Annotated in this window: 19 protein-coding genes; 12 read left to right on the top strand and 7 right to left on the bottom strand. The window is 62.4% G+C overall.

All coding sequences use genetic code 11. The annotated features are described in order from the left end of the window. Window positions 1-3: 3 nt before the first annotated feature. Complete coding sequence (locus Tal182_RS07260; RefSeq protein ID WP_085858956.1) at window positions 4-1,245, top strand: RNA polymerase sigma factor; 1,242 nt, start codon at window positions 4-6, stop codon at window positions 1,243-1,245. Here Tal182_RS07260 and Tal182_RS07255 read toward each other — a convergent pair. Continuing rightward, entirely contained in the window at window positions 1,213-2,175 is a 963-nt protein-coding gene (locus Tal182_RS07255) for a lysylphosphatidylglycerol synthase domain-containing protein (RefSeq protein ID WP_064809963.1), read from the bottom strand. The two genes, Tal182_RS07260 and Tal182_RS07255, sit on opposite strands and share 33 nt — an antisense overlap. A gap of 183 nt (window positions 2,176-2,358) precedes the next feature. On the opposite strand from Tal182_RS07255, the gene Tal182_RS07250 reads away from it, so the two are divergent. From Tal182_RS07250 to Tal182_RS07235, 4 genes are all read left to right on the top strand, one after another. After that, the gene (locus tag Tal182_RS07250) at window positions 2,359-3,852 is read left to right on the top strand and encodes a glycosyltransferase family 39 protein (RefSeq protein WP_085858954.1); all 1,494 of its coding nucleotides are present in this window, start codon (window positions 2,359-2,361) and stop codon (window positions 3,850-3,852) included. 136 nt (window positions 3,853-3,988) lie between these two features. Beyond that, window positions 3,989-5,005, top strand: coding sequence for a glycosyltransferase family 2 protein (locus tag Tal182_RS07245; RefSeq protein WP_085858951.1), 1,017 nt, complete (start codon window positions 3,989-3,991; stop codon window positions 5,003-5,005). Between the two features lie 12 nt (window positions 5,006-5,017). Then, window positions 5,018-6,517: a glycosyltransferase family 39 protein gene (locus Tal182_RS07240; protein WP_085860876.1), complete on the top strand. Its 1,500-nt coding sequence runs from the start codon at window positions 5,018-5,020 to the stop codon at window positions 6,515-6,517. Further along, on the top strand, window positions 6,517-8,004 hold the full coding sequence (locus Tal182_RS07235) for a glycosyltransferase family 39 protein (protein ID WP_085858949.1): 1,488 nt from the start codon (window positions 6,517-6,519) through the stop codon (window positions 8,002-8,004). The genes Tal182_RS07240 and Tal182_RS07235 overlap by 1 nt, the downstream gene beginning before the upstream one ends. Window positions 8,005-8,010: 6 nt before the next feature. Here Tal182_RS07235 and Tal182_RS07230 read toward each other — a convergent pair whose 3' ends face one another. After that, on the bottom strand, window positions 8,011-9,378 hold the full coding sequence (locus tag Tal182_RS07230; RefSeq protein WP_085858947.1) for an aspartate aminotransferase family protein: 1,368 nt from the start codon (window positions 9,376-9,378) through the stop codon (window positions 8,011-8,013). 83 nt (window positions 9,379-9,461) lie between these two features. Between Tal182_RS07230 and Tal182_RS07225 the strand changes: the two genes are divergently transcribed. Next, window positions 9,462-10,811 carry a glutamine synthetase family protein gene (locus Tal182_RS07225; protein ID WP_085858944.1) on the top strand — a complete coding sequence of 450 codons (1,350 nt, stop codon included), beginning with the start codon at window positions 9,462-9,464 and terminating at the stop codon, window positions 10,809-10,811. 12 nt (window positions 10,812-10,823) lie between these two features. Here the strand turns inward: Tal182_RS07225 and Tal182_RS07220 are convergent, their stop codons facing one another. Continuing rightward, a complete protein-coding gene (locus Tal182_RS07220) occupies window positions 10,824-11,768 on the bottom strand; it encodes a diacylglycerol kinase family protein (RefSeq protein WP_064801398.1) in 945 nt (314 codons plus the stop codon). A 294-nt stretch (window positions 11,769-12,062) separates the two neighbouring features. Here Tal182_RS07220 and Tal182_RS07215 point away from each other — a divergent pair, with 294 nt between their 5' ends. Together Tal182_RS07215 and mgtE are read left to right on the top strand one after the other, a co-directional pair. Continuing rightward, window positions 12,063-13,286 carry an MFS transporter gene (locus Tal182_RS07215; protein ID WP_064801397.1) on the top strand — a complete coding sequence of 408 codons (1,224 nt, stop codon included), beginning with the start codon at window positions 12,063-12,065 and terminating at the stop codon, window positions 13,284-13,286. 263 nt (window positions 13,287-13,549) lie between these two features. After that, the gene (gene mgtE / locus Tal182_RS07210) at window positions 13,550-14,923 is read left to right on the top strand and encodes a magnesium transporter (protein ID WP_064809958.1); all 1,374 of its coding nucleotides are present in this window, start codon (window positions 13,550-13,552) and stop codon (window positions 14,921-14,923) included. Window positions 14,924-15,107: 184 nt separating this feature from the next. On the opposite strand, the gene Tal182_RS07205 is transcribed toward mgtE, so the two are convergent. Continuing rightward, window positions 15,108-15,629, bottom strand: a complete 522-nt coding sequence (locus tag Tal182_RS07205; RefSeq protein WP_011424650.1) for an Lrp/AsnC family transcriptional regulator — start codon at window positions 15,627-15,629, stop codon at window positions 15,108-15,110. Window positions 15,630-15,727: 98 nt separating this feature from the next. On the opposite strand from Tal182_RS07205, the gene Tal182_RS07200 reads away from it, so the two are divergent. Further along, a complete protein-coding gene (locus tag Tal182_RS07200; protein ID WP_085858942.1) occupies window positions 15,728-16,630 on the top strand; it encodes a DMT family transporter in 903 nt (300 codons plus the stop codon). A 75-nt stretch (window positions 16,631-16,705) separates the two neighbouring features. Here the strand turns inward: Tal182_RS07200 and Tal182_RS07195 are convergent, their stop codons facing one another. Together Tal182_RS07195 and Tal182_RS07190 are read right to left on the bottom strand one after the other, a co-directional pair. Continuing rightward, window positions 16,706-17,320 carry a L,D-transpeptidase gene (locus tag Tal182_RS07195; protein WP_085858940.1) on the bottom strand — a complete coding sequence of 205 codons (615 nt, stop codon included), beginning with the start codon at window positions 17,318-17,320 and terminating at the stop codon, window positions 16,706-16,708. 125 nt (window positions 17,321-17,445) lie between these two features. After that, window positions 17,446-19,110: an electron transfer flavoprotein-ubiquinone oxidoreductase gene (locus Tal182_RS07190; protein ID WP_085858938.1), complete on the bottom strand. Its 1,665-nt coding sequence runs from the start codon at window positions 19,108-19,110 to the stop codon at window positions 17,446-17,448. 243 nt (window positions 19,111-19,353) lie between these two features. On the opposite strand from Tal182_RS07190, the gene Tal182_RS07185 reads away from it, so the two are divergent. After that, window positions 19,354-20,142 (top strand): SDR family oxidoreductase, encoded by a 789-nt coding sequence (locus tag Tal182_RS07185; RefSeq protein WP_085858936.1) that lies wholly within the window; start codon window positions 19,354-19,356, stop codon window positions 20,140-20,142. A gap of 6 nt (window positions 20,143-20,148) precedes the next feature. Here Tal182_RS07185 and Tal182_RS07180 read toward each other — a convergent pair whose 3' ends face one another. Next, window positions 20,149-21,030, bottom strand: a complete 882-nt coding sequence (locus Tal182_RS07180) for an aminoglycoside phosphotransferase family protein (RefSeq protein ID WP_064801389.1) — start codon at window positions 21,028-21,030, stop codon at window positions 20,149-20,151. Window positions 21,031-21,305: 275 nt separating this feature from the next. On the opposite strand from Tal182_RS07180, the gene Tal182_RS07175 reads away from it, so the two are divergent. Both Tal182_RS07175 and Tal182_RS07170 read left to right on the top strand, forming a co-directional pair. After that, a complete protein-coding gene (locus tag Tal182_RS07175; RefSeq protein ID WP_085858934.1) occupies window positions 21,306-22,628 on the top strand; it encodes an efflux RND transporter periplasmic adaptor subunit in 1,323 nt (440 codons plus the stop codon). Further along, complete coding sequence (locus tag Tal182_RS07170) at window positions 22,625-25,744, top strand: efflux RND transporter permease subunit (protein WP_085858931.1); 3,120 nt, start codon at window positions 22,625-22,627, stop codon at window positions 25,742-25,744. The genes Tal182_RS07175 and Tal182_RS07170 overlap by 4 nt, the downstream gene beginning before the upstream one ends. The last annotated feature ends 112 nt before the right edge of the window (window positions 25,745-25,856 follow it).

The raw sequence follows: 25,856 nt of genomic DNA, 5'->3' as shown, positions 1-25,856 counted from the left end.
CTGTTGGAAAGCGTGATCGAGGAAATCTACCGATCGCAATCGCGCCGGGTTCTGGCGACGCTGATCCGTCTGCTCGGCGATTTCGACCGGGCCGAGGAAGCGCTGCACGACGCCTTTGCCGCGGCGGCGCGGACCTGGCCGGCTGACGGCATTCCCGGCAACCCTTTCGCTTGGCTCGTTTCGACGGGACGCTTCAAGGCAATCGATACAATCCGCCGCCGGGCGCGCTTCGATGCCTCGCAGCAGCACATCGAGGACAGTCTCTACACGTTCGACGAAATGGAGATCGGCGACATGGAAGCGATCGAAGACGATATGCTGCGGCTGGTCTTCACCTGTTGCCATCCCGTTATTCCCGCCGATGCGCAGATGGCGTTGGCGCTTCGGGAAATCTGCGGGCTGACCACCGAAGAGATCGCCCATGCCTTCCTCATTCCGGCGCCGACGGTCGCCCAGCGGATCGTGCGCGCCAAAGGCAGGATCCGGGCTGCGAACATCCCTTATGAAGTGCCGGGCCGCGAGGCGCTGCCCGAACGGCTCGACCGAGTGCTGCATGTCATCTATCTCGTCTTCAACGAAGGCTATTCCGCCTCTTCGGGAGACGCGGTCGTTCGCGCCGATCTGACCGGCGAGGCCATCCGGCTGGCGCGGCTGCTGCTGGCACTGCTGCCGCATCCCGACGTTTGCGGACTTCTGGCCCTGATGCTGCTGCAGGATTCCCGTCGCAGCGCGCGCAGCAGCGAGGAGGAAGCACTGGTGCTGCTTGCCGATCAGGACCGCTCGCTCTGGGACCGCGCCAAGATCTCGGAAGGTCTGACACTCCTAGCCGAGGCAATGCGGACAGGAGAGATCGGCACCTATACGGTGCAGGCGGCGATCGCCGCCGAACATGCGAAGGTGCCGACCGCCGAGGAAACCGACTGGCGGCGCATCGCCTTCTATTATGACCTCCTTCTGGCGGCCCAGCCCTCACCGGTCGTCGAACTCAACCGCGCCGTGGCGATCGCGATGGCGGAAGGACCGGCGACAGGCCTGGATCTGATCGATGCCATTCTGGGCCGCCAGGAGCTCACGGCCTATCACCTCGCCCATTCGGCCCGCGCCGATCTCCTGCGCCGTCTCGGCCGGCGGGAAGAGGCAATCGCGGCCTATGAAACGGCGCTGTCGCTCTGCCGGCAGGAGCCGGAGCAGGCTTTTTTGCGGAACCGGATTTCAGAGCTTGCCGCGGCGCCCGAGCGGCAGTGAGATTGCGGTGCCCGTCAGCGCCGAGACGATGATCAAGAGATGCGCATTGACGCTTGCCTGCGCCAGCGCGGCCAGAGCCATCCGCTCGCTCGAGGCTCCGAGCGCAATGGCGCCGGCGGTGATGCCGGCCGGATAGGTGCCGACGCCGCCCGGCGCGTGGACCGGCAGAACGGAGGAGAGTTCGCCGCCGAGCGCGCCGCCGAAGCTTGCCGCCATCGGCAGCACCCCCATCAGGCCGAGCGCCCATGCTAGCACGATCACCTTCACCAGCCAGTTGACGATGGTCATCACCCAGGCGCGCGCAAAGGCTGCGGCATCGAGCGGTAGCCCGTTTTCGATCTCGACGACGAATTTCTGCGCCCTATCAGGCAACAGCCTGGCAGCGAGCCGGAACAGCGGCTTGCGCGCGGCGAAAGCTGCGACCGGCAGCAGCAGGAAGACTGCCCAAAGCGACCATGCGACAAGTGCATCGGCCGCGGCGAGCGCAAAGCCGATACCGGCCGCCGCCAGGAGCGCGTGCAAGTCGAGCAGCCGCATGACCAGGAGCGCCGAGGTTCCGCGGGTCAGCGGGATGCCGAACTCGGTGCGCATCAGCAAGGGAAAGCTGGTCTCGCCGGTGCGGAAGGGCAGCATAATGTTCAGGAGATTGTGGATCTGCGTGACGCGAAAGAGGGTCGCAAACCGGCCCGCAGTTTCCTTGGGAAAATAGTCGTAGATGCGCCAGGTGCGCAGGAAATAGGTGCTCGTCAATGCCACGAGCGCGCCGATCACCGGGCCTGCCCCGACATCGGCCCATTGGCTGATGATGACGGGCCAACCCCAGAACCATTGCACGAAGAGCGCATAGGCTGCGACAATTACGACCGTCAGCGCCGTCATGCGATTGCGCATAAACCAGGACTGCTGGCTTTCAACGATCGAACTCTTCATGTAGTAGGCATTCCTCGCTTGGCGTCGGCATGAGCCTCGGCTCCATTGCCAGGCGTTTTAGGAGAAATGAAGGTTGGGCACAACGGCGGAGTTGAAGCGACGGCGGCGAGATCGCTTTAAGGCCGACAACCGCCGTGGCAGACCGACAGATCACGGCGCCTTGCCGGCTTGACTTGGAGATCGATGTTGGAGCGCATTACCAAAAACATCACGAGCGCGAGCATTTTTCTGGCAGTCTATTTCCTGCTGAACATCGTGCTCCGCATCGCGCTGCCCCATACGCTCGATCTCGACGAGGCGGAACAATCGTTCTATTCGCAATATCTTCTGGCCGGCTACGGCCCGCAGCCGCCCTTCTACAACTGGATCCAATACGCCATCGTCTCGGTCACCGGGATCACGATGTGGGCGCTCTCGGTTCCGAAGAACATCATTCTCTTCGGCTGCTATCTTTTCTATGGGCTGGCTGCCCGCGAGGTGCTGAAGAGCCGTCTGCTCCCGCCCGTCGCCATGCTCAGCCTGATTACCCTGCCACAAGTCGGCCTGATGGCGCAGCGCGAACTGACCCATACCGTTGCCCTGCTGCTTGCGACCTCGCTCTTCCTCTTCGGCTTTTTTCGCACACTTCGGCAGCCGACGATCGGCAGCTATCTCGTCATCGGCATCGCCACCGGCATTGGCCTCATCTCCAAATATAATTTCGCCATTCTGCCGTTTGCCGCCTTCGTCGCAGTCCTGGTGGACCGAAAGTGGCGCAGCCGTCTGTTGGACTGGCGTCTGCTGCCGGCGTTCGCAATCGCCATTCTGATCGTTCTGCCGCATGCGCTCTGGCTGCCCGATAATCTCGTCAGTGCTTCGGCCCCGACCATGGAGCGGATGACCGCCGAGCACGAGGCCGCCGCTGGCCTTCCCCGTATCGGACAGGGGCTGTTGTCCCTCGTCATCGCCGTCCTCGGCTTCGTCGCGTTGCCGATCGTTGTCTTCGCGGCAGCCTTCCGACGGGATTTCTTCCGTGCGCTTTCCGCGTCCAGCCCGATGATCCGGGTCATTGAGCGGATGATGGTCGTCAGCCTGCTTGCCTTCGTCGGTGTCGTCATCGTCGCCGGCGCAAGCGATATCCACGAGCGCTGGCTCGACCCGTGCCTGCTCGTCCTGCTGATCTATCTGTTCCTGAAGCTGGAAACCGCAGGCTTCGATCTTTCCGCAGGCCTTGTACGCTTCCGGCCTGTGGTGCCGGTCTTCATGGTCGTCATCCTGGCGATCCTTCTGCTACGGATCGTCGCCATGCAATATACCGGCGTTTATACGAGAACGAATGTGCCCTTCTCCGGCTACGTGGCCGAACTGACCGCGGCCCGCAAGCCGGTTCTCATCGTGGCGGGAACCAAGTTCGTGGCCGGCAACATGAAGCTGGAATTCCCCGACGTTCCCGTCGTGATCCCATTCTTTCCAGGCCCCGGAGTGCCTGAATATGCGACTGCGAAGGGTCCTGTGCTCGTCGTCTGGCGCGGAGAAACCGCAAATGACCCCACCATTTCTCCCGACTTTGCCGATGATCTCGTGAAATCGGGTATTCATCTGCAGGAGGTGAAGACGCTGACCCTTCCCTATCTTTTCGGTGACGGCAAACATACGTTCTCGATTGGTTATTCCTGGGTGGAAGGCGGCGCGAAGTAGGTTTCGGCAAGTCGGCCGATTGCGGGAAAGCGGCATTGCCCGCTGGCAACGGGCGGACACTTCATGTAGTAGGCTTCCGCAAGCGCGGCGGCGGCAGTAAGATTGCAAGGCCGCTCGGCCTTTTGGAGATGCAAAGTTGCAGACAACGGTAGAGCCCATTCGCGGCACGAATGATCCGGTACAATCGCTTGAGCTGTCGCTGGTCGTGCCCGTTTTCAACGAAGAGGAAAGCGTCGGCCCGCTGGTCGAGCGCATCGTTGCGGCGATGGCCGAGTATCCGCATCGCTGGGAACTGATCCTCGTCGACGACGGCAGCACGGATGCGACGCTCGTCAACGCCCGCAAATTCGTCGGACACGAGGGCCTGGCGCTCCGGATTGTCGAGCTGCAGCGCAATTTCGGCCAGACCGCCGCCATGCAGGCCGGTATCGACACCGCCCAGGGCCGCCTGATCGCGACGATGGACGGCGACCTGCAGAACGATCCGAAGGATATTCCTTCAATGGTCGCCGAGCTCGAGCGGCGCGAACTCGACCTCCTGGTCGGCTGGCGCAAGAACCGCAAGGACGGTCTGTTCCTGCGCAAGATCCCCTCCTGGTGCGCCAACTACCTGATCGGCCGCATCACCGGCGTCAAGCTGCACGATTACGGCTGCAGCCTGAAGATCTACCGTGCCTCGATCATCAAGCAGGTGAAGCTGATGGGCGAAATGCACCGCTTCATCCCGGCTTGGGTGGCGGGTGTCGTCCCGAGCTCGCGCATCGGCGAGATGGCCGTCACCCACCATGCTCGCGAACACGGCGTTTCGAAGTACGGCATTTCGCGCACCTTCCGCGTCATCCTCGACCTGCTGTCGGTCATGTTCTTCATGCGCTACAAGGCAAGGCCCGGCCATTTCTTCGGCTCGCTCGGTCTCGGTCTCGGCGCGGTTGCCATATTGATCCTGCTCTATCTCGGCTTCGACAAGTTCATCCTGGGCAACGATATCGGCACCAGACCCATGCTGATGGTCGGGGTCGTTCTCCTCCTTTCGTCGGTGCAGATGATCACCACCGGCATTCTGGCGGAGATGATCGCGCGTACCTATTATCGTGACGACGCCTCCCCGAACTATATCGTGCGGCAGATCTTCGACGATCAAAGCCAAGCGTAAGCCGGCAGCATGATGCTGGACCGCGCGACGAGGACGATCAGAACCGCGGCGCTGCTGCTTGCAGCCTATTTCGTGCTGAACATCGCGCTCAGGCTCGCGCTTCCGCACGCGCTGGAACTCGACGAGGCCGAGCAGTCCTTCTTCTCGCAATATCTGCTGGCGGGCTACGGTCCGCAGCCGCCCTTCTACAACTGGATGCAATATGCCGTCGTTTCGGTGACCGGCTTGTCGATGGGCGCGCTTATCATCCCGAAGAACATCCTGCTCTTCCTGTGTTACCTCTTTTACGGCCTTGCCGGGCGCGAGGCACTGAAGGACCAGAAGCTTGCAGCCGTCGGGATGATGGCGCTGATCACCCTGCCCCAGGTCTCCTATATGGCGCAGCAGGATCTGACCCACACGACGGCGCTGCTCTTTGCAAGCTCGCTCTTCCTCTATGGCTTCTTCCGCACGCTCGAGCGGCCCGGCATCGGCAGCTACCTCCTGCTCGGGCTTGCGACAGGCATCGGGCTGATCTCGAAGTATAATTTCGCGCTTATGCCCATCGTGGCGCTGCTCGCCATCCTGCCCGATGCCGAGTGGCGGCGCCGGGCACTGGACTGGCGTATCCTGGCAGCGATCGTCATCGCGCTCATTATCGTGCTGCCGCACGCGATCTGGCTGCGGAGCAACCTCGAATTCGCCTCCTCCGATACTCTGGTCAAGATGGCCGCCGGCAACGAACCGGCTGGCGCGGTGCGGATCGGCAAGGGCATTCTTGCCTTTCTCATCGCCATCATCGCCTTTGCAGCGCTGCCCGTCGCCATTTTCGCCGCCGCCTTCCGCCGGGATTTCATCCAGGCGCTCTCATTCGGAAACCGCTGGACGGGGATGCTGGAGCGAATGATGCTCGCGAGCCTCGCCGGCATTCTTCTGATCGTGCTGCTCACCGGCTCCACGACGGTGCGTGAGCGCTGGCTCGACCCGTTCCTGCTGGTGCTGCCGATCTATTTCCTGGCAAAGATGCAGGCGGCCGGGCTCGACCTTTCCGCCGGACTGCGCCGCTTCCGGCCTGTGGTGCCGGTGCTGATGGCCTGCGTCCTGGTCGCGCTCGGTTTCCGCGTCGTCGGCGCCGGGCTGATCGGCACCTACAGCAGGCCGAATGTGCCGATGGCTGATCTCGTGCGCGATATGACCCGACAGGTCGAGCCCGCGCTGGTGATTGCCTCCGATCCCTATGTCGCCGGCAACATGCGCCTGCAGCTTCCCCATGTGCCCGTCGTCATCCCCGATTTTCCCGTTGTCGGCATCCCGGCCTACACAACAGCAGGCGGACCGGTGCTGATCGTCTGGCGCGGCAAGAAGACGGCGACGGCTGCGGACGCCGTCATGCCGGAGCGGTTTTCATCGGCGCTGACGGCGGCTGATATCACGCCGCAGGAGATCGGCGCCCTGTCGCTTCCCTATGCCTTCGGCCGCCAGGGCGATAATTTCGCCCTCGGTTATGCCTGGGTTCGGCCGGGGGCGCGATAATGACCGAGACTAGGCTTCGCGACATCCGGTGGATTTTCGTCCTGCTGGCCGCCTATTTCGTGCTTCAGGTCGGCGTGCGGCTTGCAACCTCACATTCGCTCGATCTCGATGAGGCCGAACAGGTCTTCCGCTCGCAATGGCTCGCCGCCGGTTACGGCCCGCAGCCGCCATTTTACAACTGGCTGCAATATACTGTCTTCCAGTTTACAGGCGTTTCGCTGGCTGCCCTGTCCGTCGTCAAGAACCTTCTGTTGTTCAGCTCTTATCTGCTGTACGGCCTGACGGCGCGGCTCATCCTGCGCGACAAGGCGCTCGTGGCGATCGCAACGCTCGGGCTGCTGACGATCCCGCAGATGGTTTTCGAGATGCAACGGGATCTGACACACACAGTCGCGGTCTTCTTTTCTGCCAGCCTGTTCTTCTACGGCTTCGTTCGCAGTCTGAAACAGCCGAGCGCCCTCTCCTATCTGATCGCGGGCATCGGCATCGGTTTCGGCCTGCTTGCCAAGTATAATTTCGCCATCCTGCCGGCGGCGGCCCTGATTGCCGCGCTGGCGGATGCGCGCCTGCGGCCGCGGATCTTCGACCGGCGGCTGGCGCTGACCACGGTCGTGGCGCTCGTCATCATCCTACCGCATCTTTTCTGGCTGAAGGACAATCTCGATTTCGCAAGCGCGCGCACGCTGGAGAAGATGACCGCGAGCGGCCATGCGAGTTATCCCATGCAGGTGGCCATGGGCATCGGCTCGCTCGCTCTCGCGGTCATCAGCTTCGCAGGATTGACGGTGGCGGTGTTTGCAGCCGTCTTCGGCAAGAAGCTTCGCTCGGCGCTCGCCGCCCGATCGGAATGGACTGGGCTTCTCGAGCGGATGATGCTCGTCTTCGTCATCGGCATCCTGCTCCTGATCGTCTTCGGCGGCGCGGCCGGGATCAAGGATCGCTGGCTGGTGCCGATGCTCTTCATCGTGCCGCTCTATCTCTGCTTGAAGATCGAGGCGGCGGGCGTGGAGACCGACAGGGCTTTCCGGCGTTTCATGCCCATGGTTGCCGTCATCATGATCGGCGTGCCGGCCGCCCTTTACGGCAGCGTGGCGAGCGCGAGCTTCTCAGGGCACTACGAACGATTGAACAGGCCCTATGCCACGATGCTGAAAAACCTGCGTCAACAGGCGGAACCGGCCGCAATCCTTGCCGGCGACAGCCTTCTTGCTGGCAATCTCAGGCAGGATATTCCCGGGGTACCGGTCCTTTCCGTCGATTATCCAGGCTTCCATCCCGATCTGACCGGCCGGCGACCGCTTCTCCTCGTCTGGCTGATACCGCCGAAGGGAGGCAGCGAAGCGCTCCCGCCTGATATGGTTCAATGGCTCCAGGCCAATCTCGGCGCCTCCGCGCCTGAGACGTCGGTGATCGACGTTCCCTATTTCTACGGCCGCGGCAAGGACAGCTATCGTTTCGGCTATGCCTGGATCAACCAGCCGGGCTGAGCGAAATCAGGATTTCAGCTCCTTCCAGGCCAGGTCCAGCGCCAACCTGGTAATCCTCGCCATCTCGTCCACCTCCGCGTGGCTGATGACAAGCGGCGGCGAGGCGAGCATACGGTCGCCGGTGGCGCGCAGCACCAGGCCGTTCGCCAGTGCATGGTTGCGCACCAGCGCGCCGATCTGATCGGGCTTGTCGAAGCGAGTGCGCGTGCTCTTGTCGGCAGCAAGCTGCAGGCCGCCCATGAGGCCGATGCCGACTGCCTCGCCGACAAGATCGTGTTCGGCCAGCGCTGCCCAGGCCTTGCCGAAATAGGGACCGATATCGTCGCGCACGCGCTCGACCAGTCTTTCCTCCTCGATGATGCGCAGGTTTTCGAGGGCGGCGGCGGCGCAGACCGGGTGGCCGGAATAGGTGAAGCCGTGATTGAAGTCACCGACCTCGTTGATCAGCACGTCGGCAATGCGGCCGCTGACCAGCACGCCGCCGATCGGCAGATAGCCGGAGGAAAGCCCCTTGGCGATCGGCGCGAGATCCGGCTCGACGCCGAATTGCTGATGGCCGAACCAGGCGCCGAGACGACCGAAACCGCAGATCACCTCGTCGGTCACCAGCAGAATATTGCGCGCCTTGCAGATGCGGTCGATCTCCGGCCAATAGGTCTCCGGCGGGACGATGACGCCGGCAGCACCCTGCACGGGCTCGGCGACGAAGGCGGCGACATTCTCCTCGCCGAGCTCGTCGATCTTCGCTACCAGCTCACGCGCGACTTTGAGACCGAATTCGGCCGGCGAGAGATCGCCGCCCTCGCCGTACCAATAGGGCTGGCCGATATGGACGATGCCCGGGATCGGCAGGTCGCCCTGTTCGTGCATGTATTTCATACCGCCGAGGCTGGCGCCGGCAACGGTCGAACCGTGATAGCCGTTCTTCCTGGCGATCACGACCTTCTTCGACGGCTTGCCGACGGCGCTCCAATAGACGCGGGCCATGCGAAACCAGGTGTCGTTCGCCTCCGAGCCCGAGCCGGTGAAGAAGATATGGTTGAACCGTTCGCCGGCATGGGACGTCACCTTCTCAGCCAGCAGCGTCGCCGGCGTCGAGGTCGTGCCGAAGAAGGTGTTGTAATAAGGCAGCTCATTCATCTGCCTTGCGACGGCCTCGGTGATCTCCCTGCGGCCGTAACCGATATTGACACACCAGAGACCGGCGAAGCCATCGAGATATTTCCTGCCGTGATTATCGAAGATGTAGACGCCCTCGCCGCGCTGAATGATGCGCGTTCCCTCGGCATTCAGCTTCTTCATGTCGGCGAAGGGATGCAGATGGTGCGCGGCGTCGATAGCAGCAAGGTTGGAGGGCGGGTAAGTATCGGGCATGACTGGTAAAAGACCCTCGCGGATTGAAAGGCTGCTGTCGATGGGATAGGAGCTTGGCCTTGTCCCGGAGGATTTTCAAGGTCATGGCGAGCGACAGGATGGACGGCAAGGCCGATGGAGAGCCGCGTTTCGAAATCCTGATCGTCGGCATGAACGGTGAGTTGCGCGGCAAGCAGCTTCCTCAGAACAGCGAAGGTAAGATCTGGACCGGCGAGATCCGCCTGCCGACCTCGACGCAATCGCTCGACATTTGGGGCGACGACAATGACGATATCACTGGCCTGTCGCTGACGATCGGCGATCCCGACGGCATGGTCGTTGCCGACCGACGCAGCCTCGCGCCGATGCCCTGGGCGCCGGAGGGCTCGATGCAGGTGCTGGCCACCATGTGCGAATTCGACGGCAGCCCGAGCTTCATGGATCCGCGCGCCATCCTTGCCTCGGTGGTTGAGCGCTACAGGCTGCGCGGATTGACGCCCGTCGTCGCGACCGAACTGGAATTCTATGTGATGTCTGGAGACTGGCGCGAGACCGGACGCCCTTCCCCGCCCGAAAGCCTCACCTATCGCGGCGAGCCGAACGGTTTCCAGCTTTACGACATGAGCGCCGTCGATGCGCTCGACGCCTATCTGCAGACGCTGAGGGCCTATGCGAAGGCGCAGGGCCTGCCGGCGGATGCGACGACAGCGGAATTCGGGCCCGGTCAATTCGAAGTCAACCTCATGCACCGCGCCAATGCGCTGGCGGCGGCCGACGACTGCCTCTACTTGAAGCGCATCGCCGAACAGGCGGCGCGCCGCCACGGGCTGAAATCGACCTGCATGGCCAAGCCCTATACCGACCATGCCGGTTCCGGCCTGCATGTGCATGTAAGCGTCATCGACGAACAAGGCCGCAACATTCTCGACGCCAAAGGCGGCGAGCCGAAGCTGCTGAAATCGGTCACCGCAGGCATGCTCGACAGCATGCGCGAGGCGCAGCTGATCTTCGCCCCCTTCGCCAATTCCTACCGGCGCTTCCAGCCAGGCTCGTTCGCGCCCGTCGATCTGACCTGGGGCAGCGGCCATCGGGGCACGGCGATCCGGATCCCCGACAAGGACGGGCCGACCGCGCGCATCGAACACCGCGTCGCCGGCGCCGACGCCAATCCTTACCTGCTGCTGGCGGCGATCCTCGGCGGCATGCTCACGGGGCTCGATCACGAACTCAACCCCGGCGAGGAGACGACGCCAGCGCATACGCCCCCCAATACAACGCGACTGACACATGATTTCCTGAGCGCGGTCGATGTTTTCCGCGCCTCACCCTTCGTCGCCGATATCTTCGGCACACGCTATCAGGCGCTCTACGGCGACACCAAACGCAAGGAAGCGCTGGCGCACCTGCGCGCGGTCTCCGATTTCGATTACCGCACCTACCTGCCGCGTGTCTGACGTCTTCGGCCCTTACGCCGCGGGTTCGCGGCGTTCGTCCGCATCAATCTGAGCTGCCAGACCCTGCTTGACGAGAACCTTCAGTTCGCCGGGATGCAGACGGATCAAAACGTCGCGTTCGAGCGGCAGCAACTCGCCGTCCATGACGCAATTGGCCTTGGAGCGCAGCTTCGGGAAATGCAGGCGCACCTCGGCCGGATGCATCACCATGACATCGGCATTCTCGCGCACCTTTCCGCGCAGCATGTCGATGGCAAGGCGGGCGACACCAAGGGGTTTCAGCGGATTTGCCGTATAGAAGCCGAGCTCGCCGCTTCTGAGATTATCGGCATAAAGCAGCGCATTTTCGCCGAAAGGATTGTTGGAGACCGAGACCGCCGAGACCCTGCGGCGCTCACGCATGCCGGCTGCTTCGAACTCGACCTCGAACTCGGGCGGATTGAAGATCACGCCGAGAGCAGCCTTCATGCTCGCCCTGATCTTGCCCAGCCGCGAACGATAGCTGTAGGCGTTGCGGTAGCGCACCATGCGGGCATGCAAGCCGGCGGAAAACTGGTGAATGAAGGGGCGGCCATTGGCGCTGGCGATATCGACGTTGTCGATCTCGCCTGATGCAAGCACATCGAGCGCCTGCCAGATATCGAGCGGCACGCGCAGCGAGCGGGCAAAGAGGTTCATGGTGCCGGCCGGCACGACGCCAAGCGCGATGCCGTTTTTCCAGGCGATCGAGGCCGCCGCCGAAATCGTGCCGTCGCCACCACCGGCGACGATGCCGTCGATATCGTCGCGCTTGGCCGCCCGCTCCATGGCGGGAATGATTTCCTTGCCGGAGAAAACGATCGCCTCGAAATCGTGTCCGGCGTCGCGGAAAGCTGCTTCCGCCCTCTTCTCGTAGGCCAGCATATCGGTGGTCTTGAAGGTACCGCCGTCGCGATTGAAAAAGCCTACAAGCTTCATGAGGGCTCCCGTTCCTGGCGCGGAAATGGTCCTGCCTTGCTCCTCAGATGGTTGCGCCCCCGGCGATTTCAAGCGCCGCCCCTTCACGGCAGGAAATGACAGAAATGCAAATATTGCAACGGACATATGCACATAGCAGGACGCTGCACTGCGAAAATTGCACTCGACGCCGGCCGCTGCATTGCGGATAGATCGGATATCGGAGAGATCGTCCACTTCCCGCCATTTATCCCGATCGCCTCGCGGCGACGCCAGGGGTCATTGCCAAGCAGAAAACCTTTCCACGGAGCTCTCATGACTGAGATCGCCATCAGTGATTCCATTGGTACCCGGCCGGGTGACGAACTGCCATCGGCAACGACCGTGGCCTTGGTTCAACTGGCGCTCGCTTGCGGCGGCTTCGGCATCGGCACCGGCGAATTCGCAATCATGGGGCTGCTGCCCAATGTCGCCGATACCTTCTCGGTAACGACGCCGCAGGCGGGATATGTCATCAGCGCCTATGCGCTCGGCGTCGTCGTCGGCGCGCCCGTCATCGCCGTTCTTGCCGCGAAGATGGCGCGCCGCACACTGCTTTTGACGCTGATGCTGGTCTTTGCCATCGGCAATATATCGAGCGCCATGGCGCCGACCTTCGAGGCCTTCACCGTGCTGCGCTTCATCACCGGTCTGCCGCATGGCGCCTATTTCGGTGTCGCCGCGCTTGTGGCCGCCTCGATGGTGCCGGTTCATCGGCGGGCACGCGCTGTCGGACGCGTCATGCTCGGGCTGACTGTCGCAACTCTCCTCGGCACGCCGCTGACGACATTTTTCGGCCAATCGCTCGACTGGCAGGTGGCGTTCCTGTCGGTCGGCGTCGTCGGCCTGCTGACAGTGGCCTTGATCTGGCTCTATGTTCCAAGGGACAGGGTTTCCGAAGAAGCGAGTTTCTCACGCGAACTCGGCGCCTTCCGCCGACCGCAGGTCTGGCTGACGCTCGGCATCGCCGCCGTCGGTTATGGCGGCATGTTTGCCATGTTCAGCTATATCGCCTCGACGACGACCGAGGTGGCGATGTTGCCGGAAACAGCCGTTCCGATCATGCTGGTGCTCTTCGGCGTCGGCATGAATGCCGGCAATTTCATAGGCTCGTGGCTCGCCGACAAGTCGCTGCTCGGCACGATCGGCGGCTCGCTCATCTATAACATCGTCGTGCTGACCACCTTCTCGCTGACTGCTGCCAACCCCTATATGCTCGGCCTCTCGGTCTTCCTCGTCGGCTGCGGCTTTGCCGCCGGGCCGGCGCTGCAGACGCGGCTGATGGATGTCGCTGCCGATGCTCAGACGCTGGCGGCGGCTTCCAACCATTCGGCCTTCAACATCGCCAATGCGATCGGCGCCTGGCTTGGTGGTCTCGTCATCGCCTGGGGCTATGGGTTTGCGGCAACGGGCTATGTCGGCGCGGCACTCTCCTTCCTCGGCTTGTTCGTCTTCGCCGCCTCCGCCCGCCTGGAGCGTCGCAGCACGCAGGTGGCGTAGCGCATCTCCGCCTGCAACGCGCACAGGTGCGACATTCTGGCGTTAAGCATTTAGCCGGCTTGACTTTTTCCGCGTTCGGGACCACCTAGCATACATGTGGACGGCACCTGTCGGCCACGGATTTCAACGGAGTCATCTTAGCGATGCCAAGCGACAGTAGCAGTCGATTGCCTTTGCCGTACGCGGCCGCCCTCGTGCGCTGACCGACTCCTGTCGGCTCGCCCGATCGGACGCTACGGCGGATCGACGGAAAGGCGAGCCTCATGAATATCAATCGCTTCCCTCTTCGGGCAGGCCATGCCGCCCGCGCCTTCATCAACAACAGCCGCGGCGCCACGATCGCCGAACGCGTCGACGCGTTGAACGCGCTCAGCATCCAAGACGCCGGGCGGGTGCTGTCGGCCATGCCGCTCGACTATGCCGTCAACATTTTCGACCGGCCGGAGCTTCGCAACGCCGCACAGATCCTCGCGCTGATCAGCGCCGAGGACGCCGCACGGCTGCTGCACGGCATGTCCAACGACCGCGTCGCCGACGTGCTGCTCGAACTCGACGGCGAGACCCGCGCCCGGCTGTTCTCCAGCCTCGACGAGCCGGTGCGCGTCGCCATCCAGCATCTGATGGGCTATCCGCCACGCACGGCCGGCGGCATCATGACGACGGAGTTCGTCAGCGTGCCCGACAGCTGGACCGTTGCCCAGACGCTCGATCATGTGCGCCAGGTCGAACGCTCGCGCGAGACCGTCTACGCCATCTATGTGCTCGACGAGCGCAGCCATGCGCTGATGCATGTGGTGACGCTGCGCCGCCTCATCACCGGCGAGCCTGACGCCTCCATCCTCACGGTCGCCCAGAAAGGCGTTCCGGTTTCGGCCGATCCGCTGATGAAGCAGGAGGATGTTGCCCGGTTGATCCGCAAACACGACCTGCTCGCCTTGCCGGTGACCGACGAACATGGGCAGGTGCTCGGCATCGTCACGGTCGACGACGTGATCGATACGATGATTTCGGACACGACGGAAGCAGCCCAGAAGTTCGGCGGCATGGAGGCGCTCGGCCAGCCCTATATGAAGATCGGCTTTGCCGGCATGATCCGCAAGCGGGCCGGCTGGCTCGCCGCCCTGTTCCTCGGCGAGATGCTGACGGCGAGCGCCATGCAGCATTTCGAAGGCGAGCTGGAAAAGGCCGTGGTGCTGACGCTGTTCATCCCGCTGATCATGAGCTCGGGCGGCAATTCCGGTTCGCAGGCGACGTCACTGATTATAAGGGCGCTGGCGCTCGGCGAGCTGAAGCTTTCGGACTGGTGGAAAGTGCTCTTCCGCGAGCTGCCGACCGGCATCGTGCTCGGCGCGATCCTCGGCCTCGTCGGCTTCATCCGCATCGTCTTCTGGCAATCGGCCGGGCTCTACAATTACGGCCCGCACTGGCCGATGGTCGCCGTCACAGTGTTTGCCGCGCTGATCGGGATCGTCACGTTCGGCTCGATCTGCGGCTCGATGCTGCCGTTCGTGCTGCAGAAGCTCCGGCTCGACCCGGCCAGCGCCTCGGCCCCCTTCGTCGCCACGCTGGTCGACGTCACCGGCCTCGTCATCTACTTCTCGGTGGCGCTGCTCATCCTCAGCGGGACGCTGCTGTAGCACCCAAGACCCCTCCCCAACCCCTCCCCACAAGGGGCCACAAGGGGGAGGAGCTTAGACTGCCGCACCCGCATCCCAACTATTGACCTTTGATGGGAGCGAGACGGTGCCCCAGATTAGTCCCTCCCCCTTGTGGGGAGGGGTTGGGGAGGGGCTTTTATTAGCGAGAAAAACTATTGGGAAATTATCTTCCCTCGGGCAGTTTCAACGGCCCATGCGTCTTGATACTGCGGATGGCGAAGTTCGAGCGGATGTCGCTGACGTTCGGCAAGGTCAGCAGCGTGTCCGTCAGAAGCCGTTCATAGGCGGCGAGATCTTCCACTACCACTTCGGCCAGGAAATCGGCTGTTCCCGAAATCAGGAAACAGGAGACGATTTCGGGGATGGCGAGCAATGCCTTCTGCTGTGCCTCGGAATTTTCGCGGCTGTGATGCACCACCTTGAATTCGACGAAGACCGTCAGGCCGAGACCGACCTCCTTGCGATCGATATCGGCGGTGTAGCCGCGGATGATACCGGAGCGTTCGAGATTACGGATGCGACGCAGGCAGGGCGACGGCGAGAGGTTCACCTTCTCGGCGATCTCGACGTTAGTGGCGCGCGCATCTTCCTGCAGGCATTTCAGGATGGCAATATCGAATTTATCGAGATTTGGCACTTTCGTGAAACCCTTGGGCATGATTTGGCAGAAGATTGCGTATAGCACGCTTTTCGAGCCATAGATAGCAAGGACATGCCCTGGCTCCCGGCGCTAATCTCTTCCTCGACCGGACAAGATCCGGATGGAGGAAAGGATTAGGGACGATGAGCACGATTGTATTTTCAAACGACAAATCACCTTCGCAGACGTTCGGTTATGCCGCCGGCAGTATCACCGTGCTGATCTGGGCGACCTGGTTTCTGGCGACCCGCCACAGCGCGGCGACGTCGCTCGGCTCCATCGATATCGGCCTCATCCGCTTCGGCATTCCGGCGCTCGCGCTTTCGCCCGTCTGGCTTCGCATCGGCCTGCTGCCGAAGGGCGTGCCGCTCTATCTGCTGGCGATCATGGTCGCCGGCTGCGGCGCGATCTTCTTTCTGGTGACGACGCTTGCCATTCACTCCACACCGGCAGCTTCCTCCGGCATCCTGCTCGGCGGCTCCATGCCGCTTGCCACCGCACTGATCGGCATTCTCTTGTTTCGGGAACGGCCGGATGCCACACGCATTGCCGGGCTGGCGGCAATCGTCGGCGGCGTCCTGATCCTGCTTGCCCGCAGCCTTGCCGATGCCTCCCTGCCCTGGACAAGCTTTGTCATGCTGCCGGTCGGCGCCGTGCTCTGGGCAAGCTACACCCATGCCTTTCGCCGCTCGGGTCTGACGGCCATTCAGGCCAGCGCGCTGATTGCCGCCTGGTCTTTCCTGATCATGGCGGTGCTCGCACTCGTCTTCGGAATCTCGCTGCCGCAGGCCCCGCTTGCCGAAATCGGCCTGCAGGTTTTGAGCCAGGGCATTCTGTCAGGCCTCGTCGCCATGGTCGCCTATGGCACGGCGGTCCGCATCCTCGGCGGAACACAGGCCGCCGCCTTTACGGCTTTGACGCCTGTTCTTGCGACCCTCGGCGGCGGTCTCCTGCTCGGCGAAACGATCGGCCTTGCCGAAATCAGTGCCGCGGTGGTCACCGGCATCGGCGTCGCACTTTCGACGGGAATTGCCGCGCGACGCTGACCATCAGCCGCGACCGACATTACGAAGCCGCCGGCAGCCATCGCTGCGGCGGCTTTTCAGCGTGTTCTCGGTCGCTCAGGCCTGAATGACGACAACCCTGGCTCCGACCTCGACGCGGCTATAGAGATCAATCACATCGTGGTTCATCATGCGGATACAGCCGCTCGACATGGCGAGGCCGATCGATTCCGGCTGATTGGTGCCATGAATGCGGAAATGCGTGTCGTTGCCGCCGCGATAGAGATACATCGCCCGCGCGCCGAGCGGATTATTCGGGCCGCCCGGCATGCCGCCGGCAAGCCTGCGATAGCGTTCTTCGCGGCGCTGCATGTTTTCCGTCGGCGTCCAGCTCGGCCACTCGGCCTTGCGTCCGATATAGGCGTTGCCGGCAAATGCCAGTCCCTCGCGGCCGACACCGACACCATATCGCATCGCCCTGTTGTTATCGAGGACGTAGTAGGCGCGACGCGCCGGCGTGTCGATGACGATCGTGCCCGGCGCATGCGTGCTTTCATAGGCCACTTCCTGGCGGCGAAGTTCCGGCTTGATCTTGTCGATCGGCACCTGCCTCAACGGAAACTTTTCATCCGGAAGTGCTGCATAATTCGTCTGGCTGTTGAGGCCGGTCGAGGAGCAGCCGGCGACAAAAAGCGGCAGAGCGATCAGAAAACCCCGACGGGAGATCGTCATGAATGTGTCCTTAGTGCGTCAACAAGATGTCGCAAGCTAAGGAATTTATGGTTAACGAACGGCTAACGGCAGGCGATCACGAAGACGTCAGCGGTCGAAATCACCGCCGATGTCCGCGATGCGCCTCACATATTCGGATAGACCGGCCCCTCGCCGCCCTGCGGCGGCACCCAGTTGATGTTCTGGTTGGGGTCCTTGATGTCGCAGGTCTTGCAGTGCACGCAGTTCTGGGCGTTGATGACGAAGGTCTTGTCGCCATCCTTCTCCACCCATTCGTAGACGCCGGCCGGACAGTAGCGGGTCGACGGCCCGGCATAGATGCCGAGCTCGGAGCTCTTCTGCAGCCCCATGTCCTTGACCTGCAGATGCACCGGCTGGTCTTCCTCGTGATTGGTGTTCGACAGGAACACCGAGGACAGACGGTCGAAGGTCAGGACGCCGTCGGGTTTCGGATAGGCGATCGGCTTATGCTGGGATGCCGGCTCCAGGGACTGCGCATCGGTCTTGCCGTGCTTCAGCGTGCCGAAGAAGGAGAAGCCGAGCAGCGTGTTGGTCCACATGTCGAGACCGCCGAGCGCGACGCCGAGCGCCGTGCCGAACTTCGACCACAGCGGCTTGACGTTGCGCACCCGTTTCAGGTCGCGGCCGATGTCGGTGCCACGCCATTCATTCTCGATCTCGACCACCTCGTCATGGCTGCGGCCTGATACAATCGCCGCAGCAATCTTCTCGGCGGCCAGCATGCCCGACAGCACCGCATTGTGGCTGCCCTTGATGCGCGGCACGTTGACCAGACCGGCCGAACAGCCGATCAGCGCCCCGCCCGGGAAGGACAGCTTCGGCACCGACTGGTAGCCGCCCTCGGTAATGGCGCGCGCGCCATAGGAGAGCCGCTTGCCGCCCTCGAAGGTTCCGCGGATCGCCGGATGGGTCTTGAAACGCTGGAACTCCTCGAAGGGATAGAGATAGGGGTTCTTGTAGTTCAGGTGAACGACGAAGCCGACGGCCACCAGATTGTCTTCGAGGTGATAGAGGAAGGAGCCGCCGCCGGTCTTCATGCCGAGCGGCCAACCGAAGGAATGCTGCACAAGGCCCGGTCTGTGGTTCTCCGGCTTGACCTGCCAGAGCTCCTTGATGCCGATGCCGAATTTCTGCGGCTCACGATCCTTTTGCAGGTCGAACTTGGCGATCAGCTGCTTGGCGAGCGAACCGCGCACGCCCTCGCCGATCAGCGTGTATTTGCCGCGCAGCTCCATGCCGCGGGTATAGTTCGGGCCGGGTTCGCCATTCTTGTCGATACCCATGTCGCCGGTGGCAACGCCGATTACCGCACCTTCGTCATCGTAAAGCACTTCGGCGGCGGCAAAACCCGGATAGATCTCGACACCGAGTTCCTCGGCCTTCGTCGCCAGCCAGCGACAGACATTGCCGAGAGAGACGATGTAGTTGCCGTGATTGTTCATCAAGGGCGGCATCAGCACATTCGGCAGACGGATCGAGCCGGCCGGGCCGAGTACCAGGAAGTGATCTGCCGTCACCTCCGTCTTGAACGGATGATCGGCTTCCTCACGCCAGCCGGGCAGCAGCCTGTCGATGCCAATAGGATCGACGACGGCGCCGGAGAGGATATGGGCGCCGACCTCGGCCCCCTTCTCCAGCACCACCACCGACAGTTCCGGATTGACCTGCTTCAGCCGGATCGCCGCCGCCAGACCGGCAGGACCGGCGCCGACGATCACAACGTCGAATTCCATGCTCTCGCGTTCGGGCAGCTCAGTCGTCTCGGTCATTCATTCGTCTCCGCTTGGCCAGTGGCCATCATCCCATGGCCACTGTCTTGTCAAAACCGCGAAGCATTGTCGAGCCGGGATGCGACAGCCAATCCTCAATTCGCACAAAGACATTTCAGCCGATGCGAGACTTACAGTACCGCTTACGTTAACGTCAAATGCGAAACCTGTGAGACCACGGCCCTCTCTTTCCTTTTTTGTCGCCCGCGCCTTATACATCCCTCGAAGACATCGGAGGAAATCATGGATCTCGGCATCAAGGGCAAACGGGCGCTCGTTCTCGCCTCCTCGCGCGGGCTTGGCCTCGGCATCGCCGTAGCACTCGCACGCGAAGGTGCAAACGTGCTGCTTTGCGGACGCAGTGGCGAACAGCTGGGGGCCAATTGCGCGGCGATCAACAGCGAAGGCAATGGCCGGGCCGACTGGATCTGGGCCGATCTCGGCGATGAGCGCTTCGTCGAGACGGCAACAACGGCGGTGAAGGAGAAGTTCGGCGGCATCGACATCCTCATCAACAATACCGGCGGACCAACGCCCGGTACGACGGAGGAGATGACGGCCGAAAAGCTCGAAACCTACTTCCTCTCCATGGTTGCGCGGGTGATAACGCTCACCAATGCGCTGCTGCCCGATATGAAGGCGCAAGGCTGGGGCCGCATCCTGACGGTTGCCTCATCAGGCGTGATCGAACCGATCGCCAACCTGGCGCTGTCGAACACGCTGCGCCCGGCGCTTGCCGGCTGGAGCAAGACGCTTGCTTCCGAAGTGGCGAGCTTCGGTATCACCACCAACCTGCTTCTGCCGGGCAGCATCCTGACGAGGCGGCTCGACGACCTCGACGGCGCCGCGGCAAAGCGGACGGGCAAAAGCCTCGAGGAAATTCGCGCCGACAAAGAGGCGCGCATTCCCGTCGGCCGCTATGGCACGGTCGAGGAATTTGCCGCAACGGCCGCCTTCCTGTGCAGCCAGCCGGCAAGCTACATTACCGGCTCGCTGATCCGCTGCGACGGCGGCGCCGCACGGTCCGTCTAGAGCCGCTCAGGCCGCACGGGCCGCCGCAGCGGCCCAGGTCGCCGCGCTCCGGATCATCTGTTCGACATTGGCAGGATCGTCGGCAAGTTCGGCGAGTTCGGAAAGCCGATGGAAGCCCGTCAGGATCGCAATGCGCCGCCGGTCAAGCCTGCGTCCGGTCAGGATTTCATAGGCCGAGACGATGCGCGCGGTCAGATCGGGCGAGATGAAGTTCGAATAGATGAACTCCTGGTGCAACGGACCGAAACCTGAATCGGCGAAATCGTAAATGCCGTTGAGCCTACCCTGGCGATAGTCGAAGGCCATATTCCAGCCGTGACCGTCGAAGAAACCGTAGACGTTGCCGTAGGGATCCGGCGGCAAGGCTTCGAAATCCGAAACAACGGTTTCGGCAAAGCCCTTGATATCAGCCGGCAGCAGCGGCAAAGCCTTCGTCCGAACCGCCTCCGGCGATTGCCATGGCTGGATCGCTCCGGCGCCGGCCGCCCGCAGGCGATCGGCATCGAGCGCGTGCAGTTCGGCGTAGAAACGCGCGAGGTCATCCGCCAGGCGCTGACGGCCGCCCTCTCCCAGCGCATCGTAATCTTCGGCAATGAGGTGTTCGCCCTCGAGCTTGGCGTGGCTGGAGAAGATCGGCGGCCCGTCGTGAATGCGCATGTCGGGAACTGCCATCGACAGCGAGGGTCGAACGATATCGAGCAAAGCGGCTTCCTTCACGAGCGCTCTTTCGGCGCCGAGATGGCGGGGAAACTTGAAGATCAGCGTGTCGTCGACGTCGACTGCCATCGAATCCCAGCCCTTCGCCGCGAGCTTGAAAACGGAGGCCGTCAGTTCCGGAAATACACTTGTGATGAGAGAGCGAAATTCGCTGACGTTCAACTCTGTCATGACGACCTGCCTTTTCTGTTTTCCCTGTTCTTTGGATGCAGGCGAGCAGCATCGGCCTGTCGAAACCCGTTGGCGTCCAGCCGCCGAAGCCGCGCCAAGTGGCACCCGCACTATATTAGTATAATTTGAATATTACGGAATATTCATTACAAAAATTTAAGCCGTTATAACCACTTAGTGATCGCGACACCGGAATTATGTCTTTTTTGCGCCGCAATATAAGCGGCTCAATCAAAGCATAAATTTGCACCCTTGCTCAAACCCCGGTCTAGCCCATGAAGAAATTTTGGATCACCGTCAGCTTTGTCGCAATCGCCGCGGTCGGCGTTTGGCAATTCGGGAATCTGGTCCCTTATGCGGCGCGCATTCCCTACCTCTCCGAGCTCATCAAGCAGCCGGCCGGCGGCAATGGCGGCAGCAGGCAGGCACAGGGCGATCAAACGCAGGCAAATCAGGCGCCGACCGATCAGGCCGAGAATGGCGGGCAACACCAGGGTGGCGGGCGCAGACGCGGCGGCGGTCCAACTGTCGTCAAAACAGTCGCTGCGGTGAAAACGACGCTGCCGACGGATGTCACCGCGTCCGGCTGGGCCGATGCCGACGACAATACGACCATGGCCGCACAGGAACAGGGCCTGATCGTCAGCATCAATGCGCAGGATGGAGCGACCGTCAAAGCCGGCGACCTTATCGCCAAGCTGGACGACCGGACGGCGAAGGCGGCGGTCGACAAAGACAATGCGATGATCGTCCGGGATACGGCAACGCTTTCGGAAGCAGAGACAGCGCTGGTTCGCGCGCAGGACCTGTTCGACCAGAAGGCCGGCACGCAGCAGAGCCTCGACCAGGCAAGAGCTGCCCGCGACACCGCCGCGGCCACGGTCGAGGCTGACAAGGCCACCCTCGACTCGGATCAAGTCATCCTCGAGAATACAGATATCCGGGCGCCCTTCGACGGCCGGCTCGGCGATATTGCCGTCAGCAAGGGCGCCTTCCTCAATGCCGGCTCGGCAATCGTCACCATCGCGAAATACGATCCGATCTATGTGAAATTTCACCTGCAGGAACGTTATCTGCGCGTCCTGAAGAAGGCGCTGGCAGTCGGTCCGGTCGAGGTCAGCACAGTTCCCGCTTCCACCAAGGGGCAGATCCGCAAGGGCGAAATCAGCTTCTACGACAACACGGTCGATACCGCCTCGGGCACGATCTTGGCCAAGGCAAAGTTCGAGAATGCCTCCGGTGCGCTCTGGCCTGGCCAATCGATCAACATCATCGTGCATTTCAACAACGACCAACAGCAGGTGGTGGTGCCGACGGTTGCCGTCAGCCCCGGCCCGGACGGGTTCTTCGCCTTTGTCGTCAAGGACGGCAAATCGCATCTGACGCCGGTCACCGTCGCCCGCGCCAATGGCGGCTTTACCGCCATCGAATCGGGTCTTCAGCCGGGCGACCATGTCGTCATCGAAGGCCAGGGCCAGCTCAGCGACCAGCAGGCGATCAACGAGCAGTTCGACGACAAGACCCTTGATGTCGCCTCTGCCGAAGAGCCTCGGCAACCGCAGCAGTCCGAGACGATCGCGGTGGGAGCTCAGCAATGATCCCGAATTTTTGTATCCAGCGCCCCGTCGCGACGACGCTGCTTGCCATCGGCGTCATTCTGGCCGGTCTTGCCGGCTACCGGCTCGTGCCGGTTGCAGCCCTGCCGCAGGTCGATTTTCCGACGATCAACGTTTCGGCCCAGCTGAGCGGCGCCTCGCCGCAGACCATGGCGACCTCGGTTGCCACGCCGCTGATCAAACAGTTCGAGACCATTCCCGGGATCAGCGAAATCAGCGCCTCGAGCTCGCTCGGCAGCACCAGCATCGTGCTGCAGTTCGATCTCAACCGCGATATCGACGCGGCCGCAGCCGACGTGCAGGCGGCGATCTCGCACGCGACCCGGCAGCTGCCCGACAACTTGACGACACCACCGAGCTATCGCAAGACCAACCCAGCCGATGCGCCTGTGATGCTGCTCTCCGTGCAGAGCAACACCATGCCGCGCAGCAAGCTCGACGAGATCGCCGAGGACATCATCTCGCCATCGCTTTCGACGCTGCCCGGCGTTGCCCAGGTCAGCGTCTATGGTGCGCAGACCTATGCCGTGCGCGTCGAAGTCGACCCCAACAGGCTGCTCACCCGCGGCATCGGCATCGACACCGTCAACAAGGCGCTTGCTGCCGCCAACAGCCAGCAGCCTGTGGGGACGCTGCAGAACAATTCGCAGAGCATGACGATCACCGCCAACACGCAGCGCACCAATGCCGACCAATTCCGCTCGCTCGTCATCGCCAATCCGAATGGAGCGCCGATCCATCTGGGTGATGTCGCCGATGTGCAGGATGGGGTCGAGAACCAGTATACCGGCAGCTGGTATGATGGCCAGCGCGGCATCATCCTCGCCATCCAGCGTCAGCCGGATGCCAATACGGTCGATGTCGTCGATGCGATCAACGCCAAGCTGCCGCAGCTGCACGCCGAAATTCCGTCTTCGGTGACGACCGTGGTCATGAACGACGCCGCAAAACCCATTCGCGCCGCCATCGCCGATGTGAAGTTCACACTATTCCTGACGATCGGCCTCGTCGTTCTCGTCATCTATCTCTTCACCGGCCATGCGACCGCGACGATCATTCCGGGGCTTGCCGTTCCGCTGTCGCTGATCTCGACGTTCGGGATGATGTATGTGCTCGGCTACAGCATCGACAATATCTCGCTGTTGGGGCTGACGCTCGCGGTGGGTCTGGTGGTGGACGATGCGATCGTCATGCTCGAAAACATCCTGCGTCACGTCGAAGAAGGCATGCCGGTGCGTGAAGCGGCGATCAAGGGAGCGGGCGAAGTCAGCTACACCATCATTTCCATGTCGGTTTCGCTGATCGCGGTCTTCATCCCGATCCTCTTGATGGGCGGCGTCGTCGGCCGCGTGTTCAACGAATTCGGCATGGTCGTTGCCATCGCCATCATATCGTCAGCGATCGTCTCGCTGACGGTGACGCCGATGCTCGGCTCGCGTCTTTCCAACAATCACAGCCGGCCGCCGCTCCTCATTCGCCTCTTCGATGCAGGCTTCGAGCGGACGCTCAACGGCTACGACAGGGCAGTTGGCTGGTGCCTTCGCCATCGTCTGACGATCCTCGGCATCTTCCTGGGCTCCGTCGCACTGACGTTCTATTTCTTCATGACGCTGCCGACGAGCTTCTTCCCGCAGGAGGATATCGGCCGCCTGTCGATCAGCACGCAGGCCCGGCAGGACATTTCCTATTCCGCCATGGAGGCGCTCCAGCAGCAGGCGGCAGCCGCCGTCAAGGCGAACCCGGCGGTCAATCACGTGATGTCGACAATCGGCGGCAACCCGAACAAACCGCAGAACAATGGTTCGATGTTCGTCGAACTCAAGGACAAGAAGGAGCGCCCGCCGCTTGATCAGACATTGCGTGAGCTGCGCACTGCAATCAACAAGATTCCCGGATTGCAGGCCTTCGTGACGCCGAACCAGAGCCTGCGCTTCGGCGGCCGCCAGACCGCCAGCCAGTATCAGCTGGTCATCCAGGCGCTGAGCGCCGACCAGACCAACCTCTGGGCCGGCAAGATCCAGGCGGCGATGCGTGGTGACCGCGGGCTGTTCACCGATGTGACATCGGATGCCCAGAACAACGCCCTGCAAGCCAATATCGTCATCGATACCGAGCGGGCGGCCGCCTATGGGATCGACAATGATACGCTGCGCACGACGCTGCAGGAATCCTTCAGCGGATATGCAGCGGCGGAGATCCAGTCGACCGGCGACAGCTACGACGTCATCGTCGAATACGACACCAGCAAGCTCTGGGACGACCAGAAGCTGTCGGAGATTCGCGTAGCCTCGTCCAATGGCAGTCTGGTGCCGCTTTCGAACTTCGCGCACGTCCAGCGCACCACCGGCCCCGTGACGATCAATCAGACGGGCCAGCTCGTCTCGACCACCGTTTCCTTTAACCTGCCCGAGGGCGTTTCGCTCAGCGACGCGACGGCAGCGATCGACCAGATCAAGAAGGAGATCGGCCTGCCGGCCGATGTCTTCACCTCCTATGGCGGCACGGCCGAGATCTTCGAACAGTCGCAAGGCAATACGCCCTATCTGATCCTGGCGGCCATTCTGACCATCTATGTCGTGCTCGGCGTCCTCTATGAGAGCTTCATCCATCCGCTCACCATTCTGTCCGGCCTGCCCGCGGCGGCCTTCGGTGCGCTGCTCGCCTTGAAGATCACGGGCTTCGACCTGTCGATCATTGCCCTCATCGGCCTGTTGATGCTGATCGGCATCGTCAAGAAGAACGCGATCATGATGATCGACGTGGCGGTGGAGACCATGCGCACGACCGGCGAAAAAGCGACGGCCGCGATCCACGAGGCATGCGTGCGGCGCTTCCGGCCGATCATGATGACGACCTTCTGCGCCCTGCTCGGCGCCCTGCCGATCGCGCTCGGCACCGGCGCCAGCTCGGAGCTACGCCAGCCGCTCGGTATCGCCGTCGTCGGCGGCCTCGTCGTGTCGCAGCTGCTGACGCTGTTCATCACCCCCGTCATCTTCGTCGAGATGGACCGGTTCGGAAGCTTCCTCGGCAGGCTGATGGGCCAGAAGAAGGTCGAGGAGCCGGTGTTGCAGGAGACAAGGGCGCTGGCCGCCGAGTAAGGCGTTCTGACGATACCGGGCCTTGCCGGTCCGCTTCTTGCCCGAGCGGCGAAGAAGCGGACATGGCAGCGCGCCTCGATCTTCAATCCACTTGAATGTGTCACGCCGCTAT

The sequence above is a fragment of the Rhizobium sp. TAL182 genome, from assembly GCF_002117725.1.
GTDB lineage: Bacteria > Pseudomonadota > Alphaproteobacteria > Rhizobiales > Rhizobiaceae > Rhizobium > Rhizobium esperanzae.
This window is presented reverse-complemented; position numbering and strand designations above follow the sequence as displayed.

Coding starts and splice junctions, on each gene's coding strand:
- Tal182_RS07175 (WP_085858934.1), top strand. CDS start 21,306: ATGAAGAAATTTTGGATCACCGTCAGCTTTGTCGCAATCGCCGCGGTC.
- Tal182_RS07190 (WP_085858938.1), bottom strand. CDS start 19,110: ATGACCGAGACGACTGAGCTGCCCGAACGCGAGAGCATGGAATTCGAC.
- Tal182_RS07185 (WP_085858936.1), top strand. CDS start 19,354: ATGGATCTCGGCATCAAGGGCAAACGGGCGCTCGTTCTCGCCTCCTCG.
- Tal182_RS07250 (WP_085858954.1), top strand. CDS start 2,359: ATGTTGGAGCGCATTACCAAAAACATCACGAGCGCGAGCATTTTTCTG.
- Tal182_RS07180 (WP_064801389.1), bottom strand. CDS start 21,030: ATGACAGAGTTGAACGTCAGCGAATTTCGCTCTCTCATCACAAGTGTA.
- Tal182_RS07220 (WP_064801398.1), bottom strand. CDS start 11,768: ATGAAGCTTGTAGGCTTTTTCAATCGCGACGGCGGTACCTTCAAGACC.
- Tal182_RS07240 (WP_085860876.1), top strand. CDS start 5,018: ATGCTGGACCGCGCGACGAGGACGATCAGAACCGCGGCGCTGCTGCTT.
- Tal182_RS07230 (WP_085858947.1), bottom strand. CDS start 9,378: ATGCCCGATACTTACCCGCCCTCCAACCTTGCTGCTATCGACGCCGCG.
- Tal182_RS07200 (WP_085858942.1), top strand. CDS start 15,728: ATGAGCACGATTGTATTTTCAAACGACAAATCACCTTCGCAGACGTTC.
- Tal182_RS07255 (WP_064809963.1), bottom strand. CDS start 2,175: ATGAAGAGTTCGATCGTTGAAAGCCAGCAGTCCTGGTTTATGCGCAAT.
- Tal182_RS07225 (WP_085858944.1), top strand. CDS start 9,462: ATGGCGAGCGACAGGATGGACGGCAAGGCCGATGGAGAGCCGCGTTTC.
- mgtE (WP_064809958.1), top strand. CDS start 13,550: ATGAATATCAATCGCTTCCCTCTTCGGGCAGGCCATGCCGCCCGCGCC.
- Tal182_RS07195 (WP_085858940.1), bottom strand. CDS start 17,320: ATGACGATCTCCCGTCGGGGTTTTCTGATCGCTCTGCCGCTTTTTGTC.
- Tal182_RS07235 (WP_085858949.1), top strand. CDS start 6,517: ATGACCGAGACTAGGCTTCGCGACATCCGGTGGATTTTCGTCCTGCTG.
- Tal182_RS07215 (WP_064801397.1), top strand. CDS start 12,063: ATGACTGAGATCGCCATCAGTGATTCCATTGGTACCCGGCCGGGTGAC.
- Tal182_RS07170 (WP_085858931.1), top strand. CDS start 22,625: ATGATCCCGAATTTTTGTATCCAGCGCCCCGTCGCGACGACGCTGCTT.